The sequence below is a fragment of the Pseudomonas sp. zfem004 genome, from assembly GCF_032621715.1.
Lineage (GTDB): Bacteria > Pseudomonadota > Gammaproteobacteria > Pseudomonadales > Pseudomonadaceae > Aquipseudomonas > Aquipseudomonas sichuanensis.
In genome coordinates this window covers 413,637-438,829 of record NZ_JAVYJF010000001.1, presented here as the reverse complement: position 1 = coordinate 438,829, position 25,193 = coordinate 413,637, and the positions used below count along the sequence as shown (strand labels likewise).

Sequence of the window (25,193 nt, the reverse complement as noted above, 5' to 3'; positions counted from 1 at the left end):
CTGGTTTTCGCAAATTAGTTTATAGTCATGCAACTAATTAATCCGCAGCTGCCCAGGCCCGTTTCATGTCTGATTCATGCCCCACGCCCAACACTGCCGCACCGCCCAAAACCAAGGCGCGCGGCCCCATCAGCCGTGTACTTGCGCCCATCCGCGGGCAGTTGATCGTAGCCGCCGTGCTGGCGGCTGCGGGTTCGATGCTGACCCTGGTGCCGCTGGCCGGCATCGAGCAGATTGCGCGCCTGGCCTTGAGCAACGCCGGCACGGCCGCCGATATCGGCCGGGTGGTTTGCATTAGCGTGGCCTGCCTGTTCGTCGGCATGGCACTGATCACCGCCGGTGAGCTGCTGGCACACCGGGCCGACAACCGCATCACCCACCAGCTGCGCGTGGCCATCGGCCAGCGCCTGATGCAGGTGCCGCTTGGCTGGTTCACCGAGCGCGCCTCCAGTGAGGTCAAGCGGGCGATGCAAGACGACATCGGCACCCTGCACAGCCTCACCGCGCACTTCTTCACCACCCTTGGCCGGGCTCTGGGCGCCGTGCTGATTTCGGTGGTCTACCTGTTCGCCATGGACTGGCGCCTGGCCCTGGTGTCGTTGCTGCCCTTCCCCGCCTTCTTTGTGTTCCTGCGCCGGGCGATGCAGGCCAGCGCCACGCACATGGACGCGGTGATCACTGGCATGGCGCGCATCGATGACGCGGTGGTCGAGTTCGTCAACGGCATGCCGTTGGTCAAGGCCTTCGGTGACCGGGGCAATGCCCAGGACCGCTACCGCGCCGCGGTCGAGGCTTTCGCCCAGACCTTCACTGGCTTCACCCGCCCGCTGGTGGCGTCGATGGCCAAGGCCAATGCGCTTGTCGCGCCGGTGACGGTATTGGGCCTGGTGCTGCTGGCCGGCATGCTGTTCATTGCCCTGGGCTGGATCGAGCCGCTGCAACTGCTGCCCTTCGCCCTGGTGACACCCGGCCTATGTGCCCCGCTGCACCTGCTGCACTACATCACCCACGACCTGAACAACGCGGTCGGCGCCGCCCAGCGGGTCCATGCCCTGCTGGACACGCCCGTGCTGCCCGCGCCGGCCACCGGCCGCTCGCCCAACGGCAACGAGGTCCGGGTGGAGCAGCTCAGCCACGCCTACAGCCCCGGCAACCCTGTGCTCAGCAACCTCAGCTTCACCCTGGTCCCCGGCACCATCACCGCCATCGTCGGCCCTTCCGGCGCCGGCAAATCCAGCGTGGCGCGCCTGCTGCTGCGCTTCTTCGACCCCGACAGCGGACGCATCACCCTCGGCGGCGTCGACCTGCGGGATATCCAGACGCAGGCGCTGTACCAGCACATCGGTTTCGTCCTGCAGGAAGTACGGCTGATACACGCCAGCGTGGCCGACAACATCGCTCTGGGCCGGCCAACGGCGACCCGAGAACAGATCGAAGCGGCAGCCCGCCTGGCCAACATTCATCAACGCATCATGCAGCTGCCACGCGGCTACGACTCGGTGATCGGCGAAGACGCGCAGCTGTCCGGCGGCGAGCAGCAGCGCCTGAGCATCGCCCGCGCGGTGCTGCTCGACCCGCCGCTGCTGGTGCTGGACGAAGCCACCGCTGCCGTCGATGCCGACAGCGAAGCGGCGATCCAGACGGCGCTGTCGCGCTTCGCCCAGGGCCGCACCTTGCTGGTCATCGCGCATCGGCTGGACACGGTGATGCACGCCGACCAGATCCTGGTGCTCGACCAAGGCGAGCTACGCGAACAGGGCCGCCACGCCGAACTGCTCGAGCGCCAAGGCTTGTATGCCCGGCTCTGGGCCCAAGGGCATTACCAGGACACCGAGAAAAAGGCGCTGCCGGCATGCTGAGAACCTTCATTCGACTGCTGGGCGACAGCGCCCCGGCATTGCGCCGCTATGTGCTGATGACCGTGCTGTATGGCGTATTCAGCGGCCTGACTATCAGCACCCTGGCGCCGCTGATGCTGCGCCTGTTGCAGGGCGATGTCCGTGGCGCCGCTGCCTGGCTGCTGGCGCTGGCCGCAGGCGTGGGCCTGTGCTGGTTCTGGCGGCGCCCTGTGGAGCAGGCCGGCATCGCCCTGGCCAGCGCAGTGCTGCAAGGTGGCCGCCTGCACCTTGGCGAACGGGTGGCGCGGCTGCCGCTGGGCTGGTTCACCCCGGACAACACCGCCCGGCTGGGGCATGTCATCACCCAGGGCATGATGGGCGTGGCCCAGTTGCCGGCCCATGTGCTCACCCCCTTGATCAGCGGCGTGGTGATGCCGCTGGTGCTGTTGCCGGCACTGTATGCGCTGCATGGGCCATTGGGCCTGATCGCCTTGCTGGCCCTGCCGGCGCTGCTCGCGGTGTTGCTGCTCAGCGCCCGCCTGGGCCGCCAGGGCGATGCGGCGTACCAACAGCATTTCGCCCACGCCAGCCAGCGCATGGTCGAGTTCGCCCAGGCCCAGTCGGTGCTGCGCGCCTTCAATGGCGCCGGTGGTGGCACGCGGCTGCTGGAACAAAGCCTGGAGCGCCAGCGCCGCAGCGGCATGGGCCTGATCCTGCGCTCGGCGCTGTCGGCGCTGCTCAACAGCTGGGCGGTGCAGGCGACCTTCGCGGCGTTGCTGATGGCCGCCGGCCTGTGGTTCAGCCGCCAGCTGGGTGGCCAGCCGCAGGAGGTGGTGGCGGTGGTCGTGGCCCTGGCCTTGGCCTGCCGATTCATCGACCCGCTGCAGGACGTGGCCAGCCATGTCGAGATCCTGCGCGGTGCCCAGGGCCAGCTCAAGGAGATCGAACGGATCCTGGCGGCCGAGCCGCTGCCGGAGCCGCTTTCGCCCGAACTACCAGCGGGCAATGCCATCGAGCTGCAGGGGGTGAGCCTGCGCTACAGCGCCGAGGGGCCCGATGTGCTGCGTGACCTTGATCTGCACATCCCGGCAGGCCGCATGACGGCAATCATCGGTGCCTCGGGCTCGGGCAAGAGCTCGTTGCTGCGCCTGATCGCACGTTTCTTCGATGCCACTCAAGGCAGCGTGCGAATCGGCGGCGTGGACGTGCGGCAGATGGCCCGCTGCACCCTGACCGACACGGTCAGCCAGGTGCTGCAGGACACCTGGCTGTTCCAGAGCAGCATTGCCGACAACATCCGCATCGGCAAACCCGAGGCCAGCGCTGCCGAAGTGCTGCAGGCCGCCCGCCTGGCGGGCCTGGAGAGCGTCGTGCAGCGCCTGCCAGAGGGCCTCGACACCTCGGTCGGCGAAGGTGGCGCGCGGCTGTCGGGGGGCGAACGCCAACGGGTGACCATTGCCCGTGCACTGATCAAGCAGGCCCCGGTGCTGCTGGTAGATGAAGCGACCGCGGCCCTCGATGCCGACAACCAGGCGCTGATCGTTGCCACCCTGCACAGCCTGCGCGGGCGCTGCACGCAAGTAGTCATCGCGCACCAGCTCGCCACCGTGGCACTGGCCGACCATATCGTGGTGCTGGACGCCGGCCGGGTGGTCGAACAAGGCTCGCCGGCGGCCCTGGGCGCCAGCGGCGGGTACTACGCCCGCTTCCTCGCGCAACGCCACGCCGCCAGCGCCTGGCGCATCGGCGCACCGTCGACGGTGGCACAGCCTTGATGCGCCTGTGCTGGCTGCTGCCGTTCCTGCTGTTGTGCGTGGCCTCGCTTGCGGTGGGCGCCCGTGAGCTGGCCTGGTCGCAACTGCTGACGCTGCACGGCGACACCTGGCTGACCCTGACCGCCAGCCGCCTGCCGCGCCTGGCCGCACTGATCCTGGTGGGCATCGGCCTGGCGGTGTGCGGGGTGATCCTGCAACAGATCGTGCGCAACCGCTTCGTCGAGCCCGGCACCTGCGGCGCGCTGGACGCCGCCCGCCTCGGCATCCTGCTGTCGCTGGGGCTGGCACCGGCCGCCGGGGTGGGGCTGCAGATGCTGTTCGCCCTGGCCTTCTGCTTTGCCGCAAGCCTGTTGTTCGTCGCCATCATCCGCCGCATCCGCGCCAGGAACGCAGTGCTGGTGCCGGTGATCGGCCTCATGTACGGCGGGGTGCTGAGCGCACTGGCCGAGTTCTACGCCTACCGCTTCAACCTGCTGCAAAGCATGCAGGGCTGGTTGCTGGGCGACTTCTCCAAGGTGGTGCAGGGGCGCTACGAGCTCATCTACCTGATCCTGCCGATCATCCTGCTCACCTACCTTTATGCGCACCGTTTCACCCTGGTCGGCATGGGTGAAGGCATGGCCACCAGCCTGGGCCTGAACTACAGCGCCAACGTGGCGCTGGGGCTGATGCTGGTCGCCGTCACCGTGGCGGCCAGCGTAATCACCGTCGGCGCCATCCCCTTCGTCGGCCTGGTGGTGCCCAACCTCATCGCCCTGCGCCATGGCGACAACCTGCGCCGCACCCTGCCCCTGGTGGCGCTGGGGGGCGCGGCCTTGCTGCTGGTCTGCGACCTGGCCGGGCGGCTGCTGATCTACCCCTTCGAAGTGCCCATCGGCCTGACCGCCGGCGGCCTTGGCGGCCTGATTTTCCTGGGGCTGCTGTGGAGGCAGCGATGAAGCGCCGCCTGCTGCCATGGGTCGCAGTCTTCACCCTGGCCTGCGTGTTCGTGTTCGCCAACGCCGGGCTGGACTTCGACTACGTGATCCCCAAGCGCCTCGCGCGCCTGGCCGCCATGGTCATCGGCGGCGTGTGCGTGGCCTGCTCGGCCATCGCCTTCCAGACCCTCACCGGCAACCGCATCCTCACCCCCGCAATCATGGGCTATGAAGCCGTGTACCTGCTGTTGCAGGCACTGCTGGTGCTGGGCATGGGCGTGCAGGGCCTGGTGCTGCTGGGCAACGACGGCAACTTCCTGCTCTCGGTGCTGCTGATGCTCGGCTACTCCTGGGCGCTGCACCGCTGGCTGTTTCGCGAAGGCCACAGCAATGTGTTTTTCCTGCTGCTGGTCGGGCTGGTGCTGACGATGGTCATGGCCACCCTCACCCAATTCGTCCAGCTCAAGGTCAGCCCCGGTGAGTTCTCGATGCTGCAGGGCTACACCCAGGCCTCGTTCAACCGCGCCTCGGTGCCGCTGCTGCTCGGCTCGGCGCTGCTGGTGGCGCTGCTGTGCGCCGTGCTGGCCAAGGCCGCGCCGGTGCTCGATGTGCTGGCGCTGGGCCGCGACCAGGCGATCTCCCTGGGTGTGGACTACCGGCACAACGTGCGCCTGCACCTGGCCGTAATCGCCTCGCTGGTCGCGGTATCGACCAGCCTGCTCGGGCCCACCGCATTCATGGGCGTGTTCGTCGCCAACATCACCTACCGCCTGGCGGGCACCTTCCGCCATCGGGTCACGCTGGCGCTGGGCAGCGCCGTGGCCATGGCCGTGTTCATCGCCGCCCAGTTGCTGGTCGAGCATGTCTTCAACTACAGGACCACCGTCGGCATCCTCGTGAACCTGGTGTGTGGCACCTACTTCCTCGCCTTGATGGTGCGTAACCGGGGGGCCGCATGATCACCGTCCACAATCTGCACAAAGGCTACGGCAGCAAGGCCGTGCTGTGCGGGGTCAGCGCGAGCTTCCCGCGCCAGCGCCTGACCTCGCTGATCGGCCCCAACGGCGCCGGCAAGACCACCTTGCTGCTGATGCTCGCCCGGCTGCTGGAACCCGGCAGCGGCGACATCCGCCTGGACGGGCAAAGCATCCGTGGCATGGCTGTCGGCGAGTACGCCCGACGCGTCGCCACCCTGCGCCAGTCGGTTGATTTCAACCTGCGCCTGACCGTCGACGAGTTGGTCGCCTTCGGCCGCTTTCCCTACAGCCGCGGCGCGCTGACCGCGGACGACCGGCGGGCGATCGACCAGGCCATCGCCTTCCTGGGCCTGGAGCCCCTGCGCCAGGCCTACCTCGATGAGCTCAGCGGCGGCCAGCGGCAGATGGCGTTCCTGGCCATGACCATTGCCCAGGAGACCGACTACCTGCTGCTCGACGAGCCGCTGAACAACCTCGACATGCGCCACGCGGTGCAGATCATGCGCGCGCTGCGCAGGCTGTGCGACGAGTTCGGCCGCACGGTGATCCTGGTGGTGCACGACATCAACTTCGCCGCCAGCTATTCCGACTGCATCGTCGCCATGAAAGACGGCCAGGTGCATTGCAGCGGCAGTGTCGACGAGGTGGTGACCGAGCAACGGCTGCATGCCCTGTACGGGCTGGATTTCGACATCACCCATGGCGAGCGCGGCCGCCTGTGCAACTACTTCAACCCACCGAGAGAACTGCGATGAACCGCAACCACCCCGCCACCGGCTGGCGCTTGGCCCTGCTGCTGGGCGCCACCCTGGCCCTGCACGGCTGCAACGAGCCGTCGGCAGCCACACCGGCAACGACCGCCCGCGCGGCTGCCGTCGATTACGCGCCAGTTTCCGTACAGCACAAACTCGGCACCACCGTGATCACCCGGCCCCCGCTGCGCGCGGTGGCCCTGGACATGAACGAAGTCGACTTCCTCGACCAGCTGGGTGTGCCGGTGGTGGGCATGCCGAAAGACTTCGTGCCGCACTTCCTGGCGCGCTACAAGGACGCCGCGCAGACCGCCGATATCGGCTCGATCGTGCAGCCCAACCTTGAACGAGTACATGCCGCCCGCCCCGACCTGATCCTGATCACCTCGCTGCAGGCCAACCACTATGCCGAACTGAGCGAAATGGCGCCGACCCTGCACTTCGATGTGGACTACCGCGACAGCGAAGCCGGCCATGTGGCCGTGGTCAAGCAGCACCTGGCCAGCCTTGGCCAGGTGTTCGCCAAGCAAGAGCTCGCCCGGCAGAAGCTCGCCGCGCTGGACGCCAAGCTGGACCAGGCACGCAGCGTCACCCAGGGCCGCCCGGAACGCGCCTTGGTGGTGCTGCACAACAACGGCGCCTTCAGCGCTTTCGGCGTGCAGTCGCGCTACGGCTTCATCTTCAACGACCTGGGCGTCAAGCCCGCCGGTAGCACCCTGGAAACCGGCCTGCATGGCCAGCCCATTTCCAGCGAGTTCATCCAGCAGGCCAACCCCGACATCCTCTACGTGGTCGACCGCACGGCAGTGATGGAGCATCGCCCGGCGATGACCGCCGAAACCCTCGGCAACCCGCTGCTGCGCCAGACCAACGCGTGGAAGCACGGCCGCGTGGTGTTCGTCGACCCTGAGGCCTGGTACGTCACCGCCGCCAGCCCGACCTCACTGGCGCTGATCGTCGATGACGTGATCAAGGGTTATCAGCACTGAGTCACGCCTGGCGCGAACGCGCATTGCTGTATCAACAGGTGATTCTCATTTGCCTTACGACTTAGCTTTGCAAAAACACAAACCAGAACCATAACTGCCGCCACTCTTTGGAGCCCTCCCGTGTCCCACCGTCCCCTCTCCACTCACCCGGCCTCATCCCTCACCCTGCCGGCACTGCAACGCACCCCATTGGCACACGCCGTGCTGGTTGGCCTGACCCTGGGCGCCTGCGCGCTTGGCGCAGTGCCGGCACGGGCCGAAACACCTGCGGCCAGCAGCCAGGACGCTGAAGAAAAACCTGCGCTGACCGAATTGTCCGCCACCCTGATCGACGCCCAGGGTATCGCCGACCCACTGCCACCGGTGTACGCCGGCGGCCAGGTGGCCACGGGCGGACGTGTCGGGCTGCTGGGCAACAAAGACTTCATGGAAACGCCGTTCAGCACCGTCAGCTACACCGATACCTACATTCAGGACCTGCAGGCCAAGGACATCACCGACGTCATCGCCGCCACCGACCCGTCGGTGTTCAGCAACGGCCTCACCGGCACCTACAGCGAGAACTATTCGATCCGCGGCTTCCAGACCAGCGTGACCGACATGACCGTCGATGGCCTGTTCGGCATGGCCCCCTACTATCGCGCCTCGCCCGAGATGTACGAGCGCATCGAAGTGCTCAAGGGCCCGTCGGCACTGCTTAACGGCATGCCGCCTGGCGGCTCTGTGGGCGGTATCGTCAACCTCATCCCCAAACGTGCTGGCGACACGCCGCTGACCCGCCTCACCGCCACCTACGCCTCCGATGCGCAGTGGGGCGGCCATGTCGACGTGGGCCGGCGTTTCGGCGAAGGCAATCAGTTCGGCGTGCGCTTCAATGGCGTGTACCGCGACGGCGATGCGGCCATCGATGGCCAGACCCAACGCAACGTGTTGTCGGCCCTGGCGCTGGACTGGCGTGGCGAGCGCGCGCGGCTGTCCGTCGACCTGTTCGACAGCGACGACCATATTCGCGGCCAGAACCGTGGCATCGGCCTCGCGGACGGAGTGCCCGTGCCCCGGCCGCCCAAGGCCGACACCCTGATCAACCCCGACTGGGCCTATGTCGAAACCAAGGACAAGGGCGTGATCCTGCGTGGCGAGTACGAGCTCACCGACCAGTTGCTGGCCTACGGCGCGGTCGGTACCAGCAAGACTGACTACCGCTACAGCGGCGCACTGGTCGGCACCCTGACCAACAGCGCCGGCGACCTCACCACCAGCATGGGTCAGCTGCAGATGGAGATCCACAAGACCTCCGCCGAGGTTGGCCTGCGCGGCCACTTCGACACCTTTGGCATCAACCACCAATGGTCGCTCAATGCCACCCAGTACAGCGACACGCAAAAGGACTTCGGCCGCCGCGCCGCTGGCTCCAGCTGGACCACCAACATTTACCACCCGAGCTGGGGCCCGAAGGTGGCCGAAGCCTGGCCGCAGATCGCCCACACCGAAAACGATCTGAAGAGCTATGGCATCGCCGACACCCTGTCGGTGTTCGATGATCGTCTGCAACTGACCCTGGGCATACGCCGCCAGGAGGTGGTCACCGACACCTTCAACGTCAAAACCGGCGCGCGCAACAAGCCCGGCTACGATACCCACGCCAACACCCCGGCCGGTGCCATCCTGTTCAAACTCACCGACGAGGTGTCGCTGTACGCCAACTACATCGAAGGCCTGAGCAAGGGCGGTGCGGCGCCGTTCACCGCCGCCAACTACGGCGAGGTGTTCGCCCCCTACAAGACCAAACAGCGGGAAGTCGGCCTCAAGCTGGACCTGGGCACCTTCAGCCATACCCTGGCGCTGTACGAAATCAAACGCCCCGGCAGCTATACCGACCCGGTCAGCAACTTCTATTCATTTGGCGGCGAGCAGCGTAACCGTGGTGTGGAATGGAGCTTCTTCGGCGCCCCGCTGGCGGATGTGCGCCTGATGGGCGGCGTGGCCCATGTCGACCCCAAGCTGACCAAGACCGCAGGCGGGGTCAACGAGGGCAAGACGGCCACGGCCTATCCCAAGCTGCAGGGCAAGCTGGGCGTGGAATGGGATATCCCTGGCTTTGAAGGGCTGACGCTGACCGGTAACGTCACCTCGCAGTCCAAGCAGTACATTACCGAAGACAACAAAATGTCGATCCCCGGTTACACCATCTTCGATGCCGGCGCCCGCTTCACCACCCAGGTCGCCAGCAAGCCAGTGACCCTGCGCGCCAACATTTCCAACCTGACCGACAAGGATTACTGGGGCGTCCCGCTGACCCAGACCCTAGGGCTGGGTGCGCCACGCACCTATGAGCTGTCGGCTACGGTGGATTTCTGATGGGCAATGCCCCGCCTTGGCTGGCGGGCAACCCAAAGCTCAGCGCCTGCGCCGCAGGTAGCTCTCCAACGGATCCTTGCTCAAGCCTTCCTGGGCCTGGGCCACCGAGGCGATGAACAGCGAGAACAGCTCCGACTGCTTGGCGATGTCCAGCTTGCTGTACACATGCTTGCGGTGGGTCTTGACCGTGTCCTCGCTGATCCCCAGCCGTTCGGCCAGCGAGCGGATGGAGTGCCCGCGCAGCATGTACTGGGCCACCAGGCACTCGCGCTCGGTCAACAGCGACGAGCCGAACTGGGTCAGCGCGGCGTTGATCTGGCGCCCCAGCGCACTTTCGAAGCGCCCGCCCAACGCATCCGCATCCAGGTCGCCCCAATGCCGGCGCACCACGGCCAGCACCCAGGGGGCAATGCGCTTGAGTTCGTCGACCTGCTGCCGGCCCAGGCGGCGGGTACTGGCCAGGGCCACGGCGATGGTCAACTTGGGGCCCAGTGGCACGATGTAGTTCAGCTCATCCTCAAGCCGCGCATGCTGGTAGAACGACACGTAGTATTCGCTGCGCTTGAAGTGGTCCGGCGCCACATCGCTCAGCCGGTAGCAGCCTGGGGCAATGCCCTCGATGCAGGCCCGGTAGAACGGGCACAGCAGGTAGAAGCCTTCCAGGTACTTGCCGATGCTGCCTTCGGGCATCCACGGCCCCTCCTCGTCCCGCTCGAACAAGGCCGAAGGCAGCCCTTGATGGGGGAACAGGAACACGGTGATGGCGTGGGAAGGCGCCAGGTAGTTCAGCGCGGCGAACAGCGACTCGACGAACGCCGACGTACCGATGCAATCGACCACGTGGGCGATCTGCTCGAACCACTCTGCGGATTGAAGCCGGTCTCTGCTCATCTGCTTGCCTCTTGAATCGGAAAAAGCCGTTGCATCGCTGCAACGGCGTTTCCCATCTTTCCATGCCCTGGGCGGGCTCACCAGCGCGCGATAACGCGGGGGTCAGCGCGCCGCCCAGGCATTGAAGCGCTCTTCCAGCTCTTCGCCGTGGTCGACCCAGAACTCGGCGTTCACCAGCTGGGCTTCAGCCAGGTTGGCCGGGGCCGTTGGCAGTTGCTGCTGGATCTCGGCCGGCAATGCATTGACCGCATCGGTACGCACCGGGCCGTAGGGAATGTGGCTGGAGAAGGTTTTCTGCGTGGCGGCCTGGCTGGCGAAGGTGATGAACTGCTGCGCCAGTTCCTTGCTCTTGGAGCCGCGCACGATGGCCCAGTGGTCCGGATCGTACAGGCTGCCCTGCCAGACGATGCCAAGCTTCGAGCCGTCCTTCTGCGCCGAGGCGATGCGCCCGTTGTAGGCGGCGGACATCACCACATCGCCGGCCACCAGCCACTGCGGCGGTTGCGCGCCGGCCTCCCACCACTGGATGCTCTGCTTGATCTGGTCGAGCTTGTGGAAGGCCCGGTTGACCCCTTCTGGAGTGCCCAGCACGGTGTACAGGTCCTGGCGTGGAACGCCATCGGCCAGCAGCGCGACCTCAAGGGTGTACTTGGCGCCCTTGCGCAGCCCGCGCTTGCCCGGGAAGCGCTGGGTGTCCCAGAAGTCTGCCCACGAGGTCGGCCCGTTGGCGAGCTTCTGGGTGTTGTAGGCCAGCACCATGGACCAGACATAACTGGCCACGCCGCACTCGCTCACGGTACCGGGCAGGTAGTTGGCCTGGTCGCCCAGCAGGGTCGGATCGATGCGCTCGAACAGGCCCGCCTCGCAGCCGCGGATCAGCTCGGGGCTTTCGACCTCCACCACGTCCCAGGACACATGGCCGACATCGACCATGGCCTTGACCTTGGACAGTTCGCCGTTGTATTCGCCGGCCACCACCTTGCCTGCCCCGCTCTGCTCGAAGGGCTGGAAGTAGGCGGCCTGCTGCGCCGCCTTGGTGGCGCCGCCAAAGGAGATGACGGTGAGGCTGGAGGTGCCGGCAAGGGCGGGAAGGCTGGCAGCGGCGAGCACTGCAAGGCTGAGTGACGCGGTGATGGTACGCATGGAAACTCCCTCACGATTTATGGTTGTGTGTATCGAGGCAGTTGGGCCAGTCGGCCCGAGCCCGCAGTGCCTTGCGGCTTGCGGGGGGATTTCTTGTTGTGGGTGGTTCGTGGAGCATGGCTGGACAGCGGTGGCGCTCGATCTCCCAGGCGCAACACATCCAAAGGCGAACACCTCCCAGCCCTGACCCTTACCGCAACTGGAACCAGGTGGTCTTCAACTGCGTGTACTTGTCGAACGAGTGCAGCGACAGATCGCGGCCGAACCCGGACTGCTTGCCGCCACCAAAAGGCACCGTGGTATCCAGCGCATCCATGGTATTGACCGAGACCGTACCGGCCTTCAACGCCTTGGCCACACGGTGGGCGCGGTTGAGGTCGTCGCTCCACACCGACGCGGCCAGCCCATAGATGCTGTCATTGGCCAGTTGCACCGCCTGCTCTTCGTTGTCGAACGCGCTGATGGCCAGCACCGGCCCGAAGATTTCATCGCGGGCCAGGCGGCTGTCGCTGCTGACGTTGCCGAAAATCGTCGGTGTGATGAAGTTGGACGAACCATTGAAGGTCAGTTGCTCGCCACCGCTGAGCAGCGTCGCGCCCTCCTCGCGCGCCTGGCCGATCGCCCGCACGATGCGCGCGGTCTGCTCGTTGTCGACGATCGCGCCGGCGGCACTGGCCGGATCGAGCGGGTCGCCCGGCAACCAGGCCTGGGCCTTGGCGATCACCCGTTCGACGAACTCATCGTGGATCGAACGCTGCACATACAGGCGCGAGTTGGCCGAGCACACCTCACCCTGGTTGAAGAAGATGCCGAAGGCGGCCTTCTCGGCGGCCAGGTCAAGGTTCTGGCAATCGGCGAACACCAGGTTGGGGCTCTTGCCGCCGCACTCCAGCCACACCTGCTTGAGGTTCGACTGGGCCGAGTACTGCATGAAGTACTTGCCCACCTGGGTCGAGCCGGTAAACACCAGGCAATCGACGTCCGGGTGCAGCCCCAGGGCCTTGCCGGCCTGCTCGCCCAACCCCGGCACCACGTTCAGCACGCCCTCGGGGATGCCCGCCTCCAGGGCCAACTGGCCGAGGCGCAGGGCCGAGAACGGCGACTGCTCGGCAGGCTTGAGTACCACACTGTTGCCGGCGGCCAGTGCCGGCGCCAGCTTCCAGGCGGCCATGTCCAGCGGGAAGTTCCACGGCACCACGGCGGCAATCACGCCCAGGGGTTCGCGGGTAATGGTGGCCAGCGCATTGGCGGCCGTGGGCGCGACCTGGTCGTAGACCTTGTCCAGCGCCTCGCCGTACCAGGCGAACACCCCGGCCGCGCCGGGCACGTCGATGTTGTAGGCATCCATCACCGGTTTGCCCATGTTCAGCGAGTCCAGCAGCGCCAGTTCTTCGCGGTGCGCCAGCAGCAGGTCGGCCAGCTTGATGAGGATTTTCTTGCGCTGGGTGGGGGCCATGCGTGCCCAGGGCCCTTGTTCGAATGCGCGGCGGGCGCTGCGCACGGCCAGGTCGACTTCGTCTTCAGCGCAGGCCGCCACCCGGGCGAGCAACTGGTTGGTGGCCGGGTTGATGGCGTCGAAGGTAGCCCCCGAGGAGGCATTCACCGAGTGGCCGCCAATCAGCGCGGTGTCGATGAATGTTTGGCGGTTGGCCCGCTGTTGCCAGAAGGAAAGGTCGAACACGCTGCGCTCCCACATCGACCGCGTTCGCGGTCAGTTGTTATTGATGTGAGCCGATGGTGCGCCACTCTGGATGGCAGGAAAATTAGTAAAAATGTTCTCCAGACCTATGAAAAAACTCTCTAGCTTCAGCAGCCCTCAATCCGGCAAGCGATAGCGCTCGGCGAAGTACTGGCGGAAGAACTCCACCGCGACCCGGACCTTGGCCGAGCCGGCCAGCGGCGCGGTGTACACCGCCCAGATATCCGCCGCCTGCTGGTAGTCGGGCAGCACCTGCACCAGCCGCCCGTCCTCGATGCTGTCGTGCACATCCCACCATGAGCGCAGCAGGATGCCCCGCCCGTCCAGGCACCACTGGTGCGCCACCTCGCCATGGTTGCTCGAAAGCGCGCCGGTCACCCGCACGCTCTCCTCGCCTTGCGGGCCCTCCAGGTGCCACAGCCCGAACGGGTGGTCGCGCTCCTTGATCACCAGACAGTCATGGCTGGCCAGGTCTGCCAACACCTTGGGCGTGCCCCGCTCGGCCAGGTAGCCGGGCGCGGCGCACAGCACCCGGCGGTTGCGCGCCAGCGGCTTGGCGATCAGGTGCGGGGCGATGACGTTGCCGACGCGGATGTCCAGGTCCACCCCTTCGGCGATCAGGTCCACCAGGCGGTCGTGCACGTCCAGGCGAATGTCCAGCCGTGGGTAGCGCGCCGCCAGTTCCGACAAGGCCGGCGCCACGAAGCGCCGGCCCAGGCCCAGGCTGCTGGCGATGCGCAGTTGCCCGGCGGGCTCGCGCTGGCCGGCGTTGAGGTCGTCGTCCATGCGTTGCAGGGTCTCGAAGATCTGCTGTGCCCACTGGTAGACCCGTTCACCCTCCTCGCTCACCGTCACCCGCCGGGTGGTGCGGTGCAGCAGGCGCACCCCCAGGCTCTCTTCGAGCAGGCGGATGCGCTTGCTGACGAACGCCGCCGACATGCCGCGCTCGTCCGCCACGGCGGCAAAGCTGGCGCGGCGCGCTACCTGGAGGAAGATATCGAGGTCGTCGAGGTTCGGCAGATTATTCACGTTTCGTGCACCAAGAATTGATCGAATGGGAGATTATCTCCGCAGCGCGCCCTTATAGCATGGCCGCATCCTCCCTGAACACGAGATGCGCCCCCATGACCAAGACCTTCAAAATCGCCGCCATCCCCGGTGACGGCATCGGCAACGAAGTCCTCCCGGAAGGCATCCGCGTGGTCGAGGCCGCCGCCCGCAAGCACGGCCTGAACCTTGAGATCGAATTCTTCGAGTGGGCCAGCTGCGACTACTACCTGGCCCACGGCAAGATGATGCCGGACGACTGGTTCGAGCAGCTCAAGGGCTTCGATGCCCTGTACTTTGGCGCCGTCGGCTGGCCGGACAAGGTCCCGGACCACATCTCGCTGTGGGGATCCTTGCTCAAGTTCCGCCGCGACTTCGACCAGTACGTCAACATCCGCCCGGTGCGCCTGTTCCCCGGCGTGCCCTGCCCATTGGCCAACAAGCAGCCAGGCGACATCGACTTCGTGGTGATCCGCGAGAACACCGAAGGCGAATACTCGTCGCTGGGCGGGCGCATGTTCGAGAACACCGAAAATGAATTCGTCCTGCAGGAGTCGGTGTTCACCCGCCGTGGCGTCGACCGCATCCTCAAGTACGCCTTCGAAGTCGCCCAGACCCGCGAGCGCAAGCACGTCACCTCGGCCACCAAGTCCAACGGCATGGCCGTGAGCATGCCGTACTGGGACGAGCGCACCGCCGCCATGGCCGCGCACTACCCCGAGATCAGCTGGGACAAACAGCACATCGACATCCTCTGCGCGCGCTTCGTGCTGCAGCCGGAGCGCTTCGACGTGGTGGTGGCCTCCAACCTGTTCGGCGACATCCTCTCCGACCTGGGCCCGGCCTGTGCCGGCACCATCGGCATCGCGCCGTCGGCCAACCTCAACCCTGAGCGCAAGTTCCCGTCGCTGTTCGAACCGGTGCACGGCTCGGCGCCGGACATCTACGGCCAGAACATCGCCAACCCGATCGCGATGATCTGGTCGGGTGCACTGATGCTCGAGTTCCTCGGCAAGGACGGCGACGACGCCCGCTACCAGGCCGCCCACGACGACATCCTCAAGGCCATCGAAACCGTGATCGCCAATGGCGACACCACCCGTGACATGGGTGGCAGCCGCTCGACCCAGGACGTGGGCAAGGCGATTGCCGAGTTGCTCGGCGCCTGATCAGGCGACCCCTTCGCGGGTAAACCCGCTCCCACAGGTTTTGCACAGACCCTGTGGGAGCGGGTTTACCCGCGAAATAGGCGTAACCAATCATCCGGATTGTCCGACGATTCTATTGCCACTCGCCCAGATTCAATGCAAAATCTGTTAACCAAAAGATATTTGTTATCCAATAGTTAACAGAAAGGAAAAACAAGCCTCGATACGGACTTCCCAACGCCTGACTCCAACTACAAAAAAAATGCCCCTGGAGACAATTGATGTCCCCCAACAATAAAAAGATTGATGTGTTTCTGATTGCCGTGAGCCTGGTTGCCGTGCTGCTCACCGTGATCGGCCTTGCCGCCTTCCCCGCACAAGCGGAAAACCTGGCCAACCAGGCCTTCGAACTGTCCACCCGCACCTTTGGCACCAGTGTCCAGGTCCTGGTGTTCGGCAGCTCGCTGGCCGTGCTGTACCTGGCTTTCAGCAAGTACGGCAACATCCGCCTGGGTGCCGGCAAGCCGGAATACTCCACCACCACCTGGGTGTTCATGTTCATCTGCGCCGGCATGGGTTCCTCGACCCTGTACTGGGGCGTGATGGAATGGGCCTACTACTACCAGACCCCTGGCCTTAACATCGCGCCGATGTCGGCCCAGGCCCTGGAATACAGCGTCAGCTACTCGTTCTTCCACTGGGGTATCAGTGCCTGGTCGATTTACGCCCTGGCCTCGCTGGCCATGGCCTACCACTTCCATGTGCGCAAGAAGAGCGGCCTGAACCTGGCCTCGGTGATCGAAGCGGTCACCGGTTTCAAGGCCACCGGCCCGGTTGGCCGCGCCGTCGACCTGATCTTCCTGCTGACCATGATGGGCGCGCTGACCGTGTCCCTGGCGCTCACCGCCTCGACCCTGACCCGTGGCCTGTCGGACCTGGCCGGCACCCCCAACACCTTCACCGTGCAACTGCTGGTGATCGGTGCGGTGGCGCTGCTGTTCTCGCTGAGCTCGTACATCGGCATCGACGGCGGCCTGCAGCGCCTGTCGAAGATGGTCTGCGTCGGCGCCCTGCTGTTCGCCGCCGTGGTGCTGCTGGTCGGCCCGACCCAGTTCACCCTGAACAACACGGCCAACTCCATCGGCCTGATGCTGCAGCACTACGTGCAGATGAGCCTGTTCACCGACCCGGCCGGCGACGGTGCCTTTACCCGTAACTGGACGGTCTTCTACTGGCTGTGGTGGGTGTCCTACGCACCGGGCGTGGCCATGTTCGTCGCTCGCGTGTCGCGCGGCCGGCTGATCAAGGAAGTGGTGTTCGCCCTGCTGCTGGGCGGCAGTTTCGGTTGCTGGTTCTTCTTCGGCGCGCTGGAAAGCTACAGCATGCACCAGTTCATCAACGGCCAGATCGACGTGCCCAAGCTGCTCAGCACCGCCGGTGGCGAAGCGGCGGTGACCGACCTGCTGCTGGCCCTGCCGTGGGGCACGCTGTTCCTGGCGGCGTACCTGTTCATCATGGCGGTGTTCTGCGCCTCGCACATGGACGCCGCCGCCTACGCCGTGGCTGCCACCAGCACCCGCAACCTGCGTGAAGGCGAAGACCCGAGCCCCACCCTGCGCCTGTTCTGGTGCGTGGTGCTGACCCTGGTGCCGCTGGCCATGCTGTTCGCCAAGGCGTCGCTGTCGACCATGAAGACTGCCGTGGTGCTCACCGCGATCCCGTTCATGGTGATCCTGCTGGTGAAGATCTACGGCTTCTTCAAGTGGCTGGCGGCCGACTACGGCCAGGTGCCGGCGTACCGCATCGAGGAAGAGGCCACCCGCCTGGCGGGTGAAGAGCCGCAAGAGCAAGCGCCACGCAGCGCGGCGGCGGTGCACTGAATTGAGTTGAATTGAGATAGCAACGTGGGAGCGGCGGTGCGCCGATGCGACTTGCCCCGCGATATGGGCTGCCATCGCTATCGCGGGGCAAGCCCGCTCCCACGCTGCCAAACCTGCGACAAATTTTTTTGCCTAACTTGTTAACCAATAGATACGCGTTAACCAATAAGAACCGAGATAAAGCCATGAACGATTTCAAACGCCTGCCCGCCGATTTCTGCGCCAACCCCGAAGTGGCCTTCACCCTGCCGGCCAAGTTCTACACCCAGGCCGCGGTGTTCGAGCACGAGAAGGAAGCGATCTTCGCCCGCAGCTGGATCTGCGTCGGCCACCGCAGCGAAGTCGCCGAGAAGAACGCCTACATCACCCGCCAGGTGATCGGCGAAAGCATCATCATCGTGCGTGGCCGCGACGACGTGCTGCGCGCGTTCTACAACGTCTGCCCGCACCGTGGCCACCAGCTGCTCGAAGGCAGCGGCAAGGCCAAGAACGTCATCACCTGCCCTTACCACGCCTGGGCCTTCAAGCTCGACGGCGAGCTGGCCCACGCCCGTAACTGCGAGAACGTCGCCAGCTTCGACAAGGACAATTCCAGCCTGGTGCAGCTGCGTGTCGAAGAGTATGCAGGCTTCCTGTTCATCAACATGGACAACGACGCAGCCCCGGTCGAAGACCAGCTGCCAGGCCTGCAAAAGCGCATGCGCGAAGCCTGCGCGGTGATCGACGACCTGCACCTGGCCGCTCGCTTCGTCAGCGACACACCGGCCAACTGGAAGTCGATCGTCGACAACTACCTGGAGTGCTACCACTGCGCCCCGGCCCACCCCGGGTTCTCCGACTCGGTGGACGTTGGCCAGTACAGCCACAGCCTGCACGGCAACTGGACCCTGCAGTACGGCCTGGCCAAACCTTCGGAGCAGTCGTTCAAGTTCGATGAATCGGTGAAAGACCCGTCCTTCGCCGGCTTCTGGGCCTGGCCGTGCACCATGTTCAACGTGCCGCCAGGGGCCAACTTCATGACCGTGATCTACGAGTTCCCGGTCGATGCCGAAACCACCCTGCAGCACTACGACGTCTACTTCCTCAACAAGGACATCACCGAGGAGCAGCAGAAGCTGATCGACTGGTACCGCGAAGTGTTCCGTCCGGAAGACCTGCGCCTGGTCGAGAGCGTGCAGAAGGGCCTGAAATCCCGCGGCTACCGTGGCCAGGGCCGGATCATGGTCGACGCGCAGCGCAGCGGCGTCAGCGAGCACGGCATCGCCCACTTCCACAACCTGATCGCCGTCGCCCACCTGGACGACTGAGCCACCCCCGTTAGCTGTCCCGCCCCGCGCCAGGGCCTGGTGCGGGGCTTCGTTGTCGAGGTATGCCATGGCCAAGCAATACGAAATGTTCAAAGTGCGCGTGACCGACGTGGAACAGGCCACGCCGCAGATCAAGCGCTTCACCCTGGCCCGCAGCGACGGCGCCGCCCTGCCCGCGTTCACCGGCGGCAGCCACGTCATCGTGCAGATGCAGTCGGCCTGCGGCGGCCAGTTCAGCAACGCCTACTCGCTGATGAGCGACCCGCGCGCGCTGTCCAGCTACCAGATCGGCGTGCGCCTGGAAGAGCAGTCCAAGGGCGGCTCGGCGTTCATGCACCAGCAGGTCGAGGTGGGCAGCGAGCTGACCATCTCCACCCCCAACAACCTGTTCGCCCTCGACCCGAGTGCCGGCCGCCATGTGCTGATCGCCGGCGGTATCGGTATCACGCCGTTCCTGGCGCAGTTGCATGAACTCGAAGGCGGCAACACCCCCTACGAGCTGCACTACGCCTTCCGCGCGCCCGAGCACGGCGCCTTCCAGGGTGACCTGCAGAGCGGCCCACATGCCGGCAATACGCGGTTCTATATCGACAGCCTAGAACGCAAGCTCGACCTGGCCGCCCTGTGCGCCGGCCTTGCCGACGATGCGCACCTTTACGTGTGCGGGCCCAAGCCACTGATCGACGCCGTGATCGCCACCGCCGCCGCCGCCGGCATCGCCGAGTCACGGGTGCACTGGGAACAGTTTGCCGCAGCAGCTCCTGCCGCAGGCGCCGCCTTCACCGTGGTGCTGGCCCGCTCCGGGACCGAACTGCAAGTCGAGGAAGGCATGACCATCCTCCAGGCCATCGAAAAATCCAAGGCCGCCAAGGTCGAGTGCCTGTGCCGCGAAGGTGTATGCGGGACTTGTGAAACGGCGATTCTCGAAGGCGAGGCCGAGCACTTCGACCAGTACTTGAGCGATGAGGAAAAGGCCGCGCAGCAGACCATGATGCTGTGTGTGTCGCGGGCGAAATCGGCGAGGATCGTGCTGGATCTGTGAGGCCGGAGGGGTGGTTCCTCGTTCCAGGCCCACCCACCTGGCAGTTTTGCCAGTTGCCCACGCGCGATGACGCGACCACAGTGGGCCTAAACCACAGAAACAGAGGCCGCCATGGCACCGCTAAGTTTCCCTCGCCCATCTGCGGCCTTGTTAGCAACCGACACACCGGGTTCAGTGCTGCGGCGCAGCCTCGGTCAGGCCGGGTTTATGTATGCCTATACCGCATTTGGCCATCTAACGCCCGGGGGCACAGGGTTGATGATGTTGGGCTTCAATGGTCAATACCGCGACCCGCTCACCGGAAATTACCAGCTAGGCAATGGCTACCGATCCTACAACCCAGTGCTGATGCGCTTTCTCTCGGCGGATAGCCTGAGCCCATTCAGCCATGGAGGTATCAATGCCTACGCCTACTGCAAAAATAACCCGGTCAACCAAACAGATCCGTCTGGAGCAGCTCCTGGTTTTTTCACCAGAATACGAGAGATCTTCAATAGCTGGTACGAGTTCAGAGCATGGCGGGATTTGCCAGCCATCGATAATCCTGGGCCCAGAGCTTCGCTTGCGCCAGCTTCTACAACAACGGCCTCAACTGTTTCGCAGACACCTCATCCCCCATCAACAAATAGTCCTGCCGTGATACAAGCAACCCGCCAATTACTTGTTACCAATGGTCGATTCGAAGCTATAGGCACTCAACCGCCTCGCCGAGTGCCCGTGGCACGGGTGAGCCCAATGCGGAGGCATGCGCCAAATGTCGGGTCGCCTAATTTCAGCACACACTCGCCGGCGCCCAGCCCCTCCCTGTCTCGCAGCAGCTCGTTTAGATCGGTCGACTCATTTGATGAGTGGTCTGAAAACCCCGTCGAGGTCGCACGCCGAGAGAATGAAGGCATAGCTAACGCCATCCGTACCGCCAGCAGTTAGAACCATTGAGAGCAGACCGCCCTTAGCAAATACGCAGATTCTCAAATGCGAAATGGACAAGACACTTTGTACCCCACAGCATTTTCAAGTGCATGGAACTACCAGCCTCCACCTCCGCTCTTAACAACATGCAGTAATACACCTTGGGCTTTACCTTCGCGGAGGATTCACCATGCGCCACTTACTGCTTGTTCCCTCGTTGCTGCTCCTGCTGCCTGCCGGTGCCGCCCTGGCCCGGGTCGATGCCGGTGACGTCGCCACCTCGGCGGGGATCTCCGCGTCGCTCTACTCGACCTTCAAGGACGACAAACGGATCATCCCCGCCCATGACGAACTGACCGCCTTCATCGCCAGCGGCGGTGCCATCCGTGGCGCCTACCTGGAGTCGGCGTTGGCACAGGCACGCCAGGCCAACCCTGGCCTGCAGGCCAGCGACGAGGAACTGGCCCGGGCGCTGCTGTCGCAGGATGACCCGGTCGCGCAGCACTGACCTGCACGTGCAAGGGGGCCGCTTTGCGGCCCAATCGCCGGCAAGCCGGCTCCCACAGGCATCTTACTCTCCCTGTGGGAGCCGGCTTGCCGGCGATTGGGTCTTCAGGAAAGCGCTGAACAGGCTTCGCGCATGACCTGCCAGGTTCGCGCATCCGCCGGCACCAGATGCTCGATGCGCAATGACTCGACCGTAATGTCCTGGGGCATGCCAAAAGTGGTGAAGGTTGACATGAACGTCAGCTCACCCTGTGGCGACGCCAGGCGCGTCAACAGCAGCGGCGGCAATACGCCCTGCGCGGGTTCAGGCTCGCTTGGCAGCGCCAGCTGCGCCAGGCGCGTGGCCAATAGCGGATTACTCAGCGACTCCTGACGGGCACGCAGCCAAGCCACCGCACGAATTTCTTCGGCATTGAGCAAGTACTCACCCAGCCCGCCGGGCGCAAACAGCATGGCCAGCATGTTCAACCCCTCCACCTGCGACGGCGGCAGCCCGAGCAAGGCAAACAACGCGGCCGTGGCACTGTTGGCCGCCAGCACGTCCCAGTTGCCGTCGATGACGATTGCCGGTGCCGGGTTATTGGCCTGCAACAGGTGCTCGATGGCGTCGCGCACGGCCGCCAGCGCCGGGGCATCCAGCGGCGAGGCCTGGTAGCGCGGCGCCAGGCCGGCGGCGAGAAACACCTCGTTGCAGCGCTCCAGTGGCGCATCGAGCGCGCTCAACAAGGCATGCAGGGTGGCAATGCCTGGCCGGGCCCGGCCGGTTTCGATGCAACTGAGGTGACGCTGGGAAACGCCGGCACGCAAGGCCAGCTGCATCTGGCTGAGCCCGGCCTGACGGCGCAGCTGGCGCAACGGCGAACCTGCGGTGGAGCTTGGCCGGGTGGGGTGAAAGGTCGAAATGTCCATGGGCTGAGCCTGCGAGTGTTCAGGTGAGTCGTCCATGACCTCTGAGGTCATTGCTGGGCTGGGACCCTATCACTAGTGTTCGGGCATCGAAACCGTCACGGAGCTCCCACCATGCGTAAACCCTGGCTGGCACTCGCCACCTTGATCGCCTTGACCCTCTACACCGGCTGGACCATGGCCAACGCCGAGCAGTCGTTGCTGGCCTTCGGGCTGCAACTGATCAGCAGCCCGGACACCCTGCAGGTAGTCATCGACCTGTACCTTATGGCCGTGCTGGCCTGCCTGTGGATGTGGCGCGATGCCCAGCGCCGTGGGCGCCCGGGGAGCAGTGTGCTGCCCTACTGCCTGCTGACCCTGCTGTTCGTTTCGATCGGCCCGCTGCTGTATCTGGTCGTGCACGGGTTCAGAGGCCATCGGCCATGATCACGGTGTTCGCCGCCAGTGTTCTGCTGCTGTTCCTCAAGATGCTGGCAATCTCCTGCTACCAGGGGTATCACCGCTTGCGCCACCTGACCTTCGTCAACGCCGAGGATGCGGCCGTGCTGGGCCGCTCGGCCTCGGCCCAGGAGCGCCCCGAAGTACGCCGCGCCGCCCAGGCCTGGGCCAATGACCTGGAGAACATCCCGCTGTTTTTCGTGCTCGGTGGACTGGCAATCACTCTGCACACGCCTGAGCTGCCGACGATATGGTTGTGCGCCTTGTTCACCGCTGCACGGCTGGCCCACACCCTGGCCTACCTGGCGGCCTGGCAACCCTGGCGCACGCTGGCCTATGCCATCGGCCTGGGCTGCCTTTTGGGGTTGGCCGGGATGATCGCCACCCGCCTGTGCTAAACCCGACGCGCTAGCAGGAAGGCTGCCAGCCCCAGCACCGGCAACGCCGCGCCCAGCATTGCCACGCCCGCCCAGCCAAAGTGCGCATACACCCCGCTGGCCAGCGCCGAACCCACGGCCCCGCCCAGGAAGATGCTGGTCATGTACAGCGCATTGAGGCGTCCGCGGCTGGCGGGGTCGAGCGCATAGACCTCGCGCTGGCCGATCACCATGTTCATCTGCACTGCAAAGTCCAGCAGCACCCCGGTCAACCCCAGGCCGATCACGCTCATGCCCGGTGTGGTCAGGCCCAGCAGCAAGGCCAGCGGCGCCAGCGCCATTGCCAGCAACGAAGCCTGTCGTCCATGCCCGGCATCCGCCAGGCGCCCGGCCAGCGGCGCGGCCACCGCCCCTACGGCGCCGACCAGCGCGAACAACGCGATCTGGCTTTGCGACAGGCCATGCTCTGCGGCCAGGGCCAGTGGCACCGCTGTCCAGTACAAGCTGAAGGCGGCAAACATCAACGCCTGGTACAGCGAGCGCTGGCGCAACAACGGGTAGCGGCGCAGCAATACCAGCAGCGAGGCCATCAGCCCGGCATAGCTGGCCTTGTGCTCGGGCAGCCGGCGCGGCAGGGTCAGGGCCAGCAACAGGATGATCGCCAGCATCACCCCGGCCGCGCCGATGAACACCACACGCCAGCCGAAATGATCGGCCACCAGGCTCGACAACGGCCGGGCCAGCAGGATGCCCAGCAACAGGCCACCCATGATGTTGCCCACCACTCGCCCACGCTGGTGCTCGGGCGCCAGGTGCGCGGCCAGCGGTATCAGCATCTGCACCGCCACCGAACTGAAGCCGATGAGCAAGGCATAGGCCAGGAACAGCTGGCCCTGGCCATGGCCGCTGTTGCCGGCCAGCAGCAGGCTGACGGTCGCCAGCACTGCCGTGGCGATCATCAGCTTGCGGTTTTCCACCAGGTCGGCCAGCGGCACCAGCAACAGCAGCCCGAGGGCGTAGCCCAGCTGGGTCAGCGAGACGATCCAGCTGGCGTGCGCGGCGGACAAACCCAGGTCAGGTGCGATCAGCCCGACGATGGGTTGGGCGTAGTAGATGTTGGCGACGATGGCGCCGCAACAGAAGGCCAGCAGCGTCACCAGGGCGCGGCTCAGGCCGGGCGCTGACGGCTGGGCGACAGCGATGGAAGCATTCATGGGGGTTGCCTCGCTCAACGATGTAGAAGTGAGGGGCATGGTGCCGGGAAGCACCGCGCGGCAGAATCCATCGGCAACGCAACGAGGCTTTGCACCCTGCGCAACGGCTAGGGCGCCAGCAAGGTTTCGCAGAACGCAACGAACGCCCTCACTCGCCGCGACCCTCGGTGGTTGGGCAGGTACAGCGCATTGATGGTGGCGCTGGCGGCGCCCGGGCTCACCTGCCAGTCGGCGAACAGCCGCTGCAAGCGCCCGGCCGCGACATCCTCGCGCACCAGCCAGTCGGCCAGCAGCGCCACGCCGCTGCCGGCGATGGCGGCTTCGCGCAGCAGGTCGGCGTTGGCACTGCGCAACGGGCCGCTGACGTCCAGCTCCAGGCGCTGATCGCCTTGCTGCAAACGCCAGGGTCGGGCCGACTGGCCATAGCGAAAGCGCAGGCAGGCACGTGAGCTCAGTTGCCGTGGATCGTCCAGCGCGGGGCCTTGTGCCACATAGGCCGGGCTGGCCACCAGCCAGCGCTCGAAGTGCCCCAGCCGACGACACACCAGCTCGTCGCTGGGGGCGGGTTCGCCGAGACGGATGGTCAGGTCATAGCGGCCATCGAGCAAGTCGTCGAAGCGGTCGCTGAGGTCGATGTCCAGTTCCAGGCCTGGATGGCGGGCCAGAAAGGCGCCCAAGTGCGGGGCGATCACCCGCCGGCCGAACTCCACCGGCAGGCACAGGCGCAGCACGCCGACGGGCTCCTCGCCACGGTCGGCGACACTGGCATCGGCCTCGGCCAGGGCTTCGAGGATGTCACGGGCACGCTGGTAGTAGCCGGCACCGGCCTCGGTCAGGCTGACCTGGCGGGTCGAGCGGTTGAGCAAGGTGGCACCCAGTTCGCTTTCCAGCGCATCGACCAGGCGTGTCACCGACGAGGTCGCCACCCCAAGCCTGCGTGCGGCGGCGGAAAACCCCTGGGCCTCGACGGTCGCCATGAACACCTTGAGCGCCAGCAGCTTGTCCATGGCAGTTTTCCCTGGGGCAAAGCCAGGAACCTTCCTACAATCAGGCCCTGGAATCAACCACGGACGCGCCCC

22 protein-coding genes are annotated in these 25,193 nt (G+C 65.5%); 15 read left to right on the top strand and 7 right to left on the bottom strand.

The features are described 5' to 3' along the window. The first annotated feature begins 65 nt into the window (after positions 1-65). The 7 genes from RTH46_RS02055 to RTH46_RS02025 all read left to right on the top strand — a co-directional run bounded on the left by RTH46_RS02055 (position 66) and on the right by RTH46_RS02025 (position 9,606). Positions 66-1,859: an ABC transporter ATP-binding protein gene (locus tag RTH46_RS02055; RefSeq protein WP_316904936.1), complete on the top strand. Its 1,794-nt coding sequence runs from the start codon at positions 66-68 to the stop codon at positions 1,857-1,859. Beyond that, positions 1,853-3,613, top strand: a complete 1,761-nt coding sequence (locus tag RTH46_RS02050) for an ABC transporter ATP-binding protein (RefSeq protein WP_316904935.1) — start codon at positions 1,853-1,855, stop codon at positions 3,611-3,613. The genes RTH46_RS02055 and RTH46_RS02050 overlap by 7 nt, the downstream gene beginning before the upstream one ends. Continuing rightward, positions 3,613-4,551: an ABC transporter permease gene (locus tag RTH46_RS02045; RefSeq protein ID WP_316904934.1), complete on the top strand. Its 939-nt coding sequence runs from the start codon at positions 3,613-3,615 to the stop codon at positions 4,549-4,551. Before RTH46_RS02050 ends, RTH46_RS02045 begins: the two co-directional genes overlap by 1 nt. Next, the gene (locus RTH46_RS02040) at positions 4,548-5,489 is read left to right on the top strand and encodes an iron chelate uptake ABC transporter family permease subunit (RefSeq protein WP_316904933.1); all 942 of its coding nucleotides are present in this window, start codon (positions 4,548-4,550) and stop codon (positions 5,487-5,489) included. Before RTH46_RS02045 ends, RTH46_RS02040 begins: the two co-directional genes overlap by 4 nt. Continuing rightward, positions 5,486-6,262 (top strand): ABC transporter ATP-binding protein, encoded by a 777-nt coding sequence (locus RTH46_RS02035; protein WP_316904932.1) that lies wholly within the window; start codon positions 5,486-5,488, stop codon positions 6,260-6,262. The genes RTH46_RS02040 and RTH46_RS02035 overlap by 4 nt, the downstream gene beginning before the upstream one ends. Next, positions 6,259-7,248: a siderophore ABC transporter substrate-binding protein gene (locus RTH46_RS02030; RefSeq protein WP_153786451.1), complete on the top strand. Its 990-nt coding sequence runs from the start codon at positions 6,259-6,261 to the stop codon at positions 7,246-7,248. The genes RTH46_RS02035 and RTH46_RS02030 overlap by 4 nt, the downstream gene beginning before the upstream one ends. 120 nt (positions 7,249-7,368) lie before the next feature. Then, on the top strand, positions 7,369-9,606 hold the full coding sequence (locus RTH46_RS02025) for a TonB-dependent siderophore receptor (protein ID WP_316904931.1): 2,238 nt from the start codon (positions 7,369-7,371) through the stop codon (positions 9,604-9,606). Between the two features lie 39 nt (positions 9,607-9,645). On the opposite strand, the gene RTH46_RS02020 is transcribed toward RTH46_RS02025, so the two are convergent. The 4 genes from RTH46_RS02020 to RTH46_RS02005 form a co-directional block, all read right to left on the bottom strand. Continuing rightward, on the bottom strand, positions 9,646-10,497 hold the full coding sequence (locus RTH46_RS02020; protein WP_110992827.1) for a helix-turn-helix transcriptional regulator: 852 nt from the start codon (positions 10,495-10,497) through the stop codon (positions 9,646-9,648). 102 nt (positions 10,498-10,599) lie between these two features. Further along, the gene (locus tag RTH46_RS02015; RefSeq protein ID WP_153786449.1) at positions 10,600-11,640 is read right to left on the bottom strand and encodes an ABC transporter substrate-binding protein; all 1,041 of its coding nucleotides are present in this window, start codon (positions 11,638-11,640) and stop codon (positions 10,600-10,602) included. A gap of 190 nt (positions 11,641-11,830) precedes the next feature. Then, positions 11,831-13,321, bottom strand: coding sequence for an aldehyde dehydrogenase (locus RTH46_RS02010; RefSeq protein ID WP_316904930.1), 1,491 nt, complete (start codon positions 13,319-13,321; stop codon positions 11,831-11,833). Positions 13,322-13,456: 135 nt separating this feature from the next. Beyond that, positions 13,457-14,368, bottom strand: coding sequence for a LysR substrate-binding domain-containing protein (locus RTH46_RS02005; RefSeq protein WP_153786447.1), 912 nt, complete (start codon positions 14,366-14,368; stop codon positions 13,457-13,459). A gap of 95 nt (positions 14,369-14,463) precedes the next feature. Between RTH46_RS02005 and RTH46_RS02000 the strand changes: the two genes are divergently transcribed. The 6 genes from RTH46_RS02000 to RTH46_RS01975 all read left to right on the top strand — a co-directional run bounded on the left by RTH46_RS02000 (position 14,464) and on the right by RTH46_RS01975 (position 21,180). Continuing rightward, on the top strand, positions 14,464-15,555 hold the full coding sequence (locus tag RTH46_RS02000; protein WP_125464387.1) for a tartrate dehydrogenase: 1,092 nt from the start codon (positions 14,464-14,466) through the stop codon (positions 15,553-15,555). Between the two features lie 260 nt (positions 15,556-15,815). After that, complete coding sequence (locus RTH46_RS01995; RefSeq protein WP_153786446.1) at positions 15,816-17,414, top strand: BCCT family transporter; 1,599 nt, start codon at positions 15,816-15,818, stop codon at positions 17,412-17,414. 185 nt (positions 17,415-17,599) lie between these two features. After that, a complete protein-coding gene (locus tag RTH46_RS01990; RefSeq protein ID WP_125858943.1) occupies positions 17,600-18,721 on the top strand; it encodes an aromatic ring-hydroxylating oxygenase subunit alpha in 1,122 nt (373 codons plus the stop codon). Between the two features lie 67 nt (positions 18,722-18,788). After that, positions 18,789-19,763, top strand: coding sequence for a PDR/VanB family oxidoreductase (locus RTH46_RS01985; RefSeq protein ID WP_316904929.1), 975 nt, complete (start codon positions 18,789-18,791; stop codon positions 19,761-19,763). Between the two features lie 111 nt (positions 19,764-19,874). Next, positions 19,875-20,690: an RHS repeat-associated core domain-containing protein gene (locus RTH46_RS26190; protein ID WP_410478546.1), complete on the top strand. Its 816-nt coding sequence runs from the start codon at positions 19,875-19,877 to the stop codon at positions 20,688-20,690. Positions 20,691-20,862: 172 nt separating this feature from the next. Continuing rightward, positions 20,863-21,180, top strand: coding sequence for a DUF2388 domain-containing protein (locus RTH46_RS01975; RefSeq protein ID WP_153786443.1), 318 nt, complete (start codon positions 20,863-20,865; stop codon positions 21,178-21,180). Between the two features lie 104 nt (positions 21,181-21,284). Here RTH46_RS01975 and RTH46_RS01970 read toward each other — a convergent pair whose 3' ends face one another. Continuing rightward, positions 21,285-22,088: a helix-turn-helix domain-containing protein gene (locus RTH46_RS01970; protein ID WP_256671344.1), complete on the bottom strand. Its 804-nt coding sequence runs from the start codon at positions 22,086-22,088 to the stop codon at positions 21,285-21,287. Positions 22,089-22,199: 111 nt separating this feature from the next. Between RTH46_RS01970 and RTH46_RS01965 the strand changes: the two genes are divergently transcribed. Both RTH46_RS01965 and RTH46_RS01960 read left to right on the top strand, forming a co-directional pair. Continuing rightward, positions 22,200-22,511: a DUF2834 domain-containing protein gene (locus RTH46_RS01965; RefSeq protein ID WP_153786441.1), complete on the top strand. Its 312-nt coding sequence runs from the start codon at positions 22,200-22,202 to the stop codon at positions 22,509-22,511. Continuing rightward, positions 22,508-22,921 (top strand): MAPEG family protein, encoded by a 414-nt coding sequence (locus tag RTH46_RS01960; protein WP_316904928.1) that lies wholly within the window; start codon positions 22,508-22,510, stop codon positions 22,919-22,921. Before RTH46_RS01965 ends, RTH46_RS01960 begins: the two co-directional genes overlap by 4 nt. On the opposite strand, the gene RTH46_RS01955 is transcribed toward RTH46_RS01960, so the two are convergent. Both RTH46_RS01955 and RTH46_RS01950 read right to left on the bottom strand, forming a co-directional pair. Further along, on the bottom strand, positions 22,918-24,114 hold the full coding sequence (locus RTH46_RS01955; protein WP_316904927.1) for an MFS transporter: 1,197 nt from the start codon (positions 24,112-24,114) through the stop codon (positions 22,918-22,920). The genes RTH46_RS01960 and RTH46_RS01955 overlap by 4 nt on opposite strands. A gap of 107 nt (positions 24,115-24,221) precedes the next feature. After that, positions 24,222-25,121, bottom strand: coding sequence for a LysR family transcriptional regulator (locus RTH46_RS01950; RefSeq protein WP_279845728.1), 900 nt, complete (start codon positions 25,119-25,121; stop codon positions 24,222-24,224). Positions 25,122-25,193: the final 72 nt, after the last annotated feature.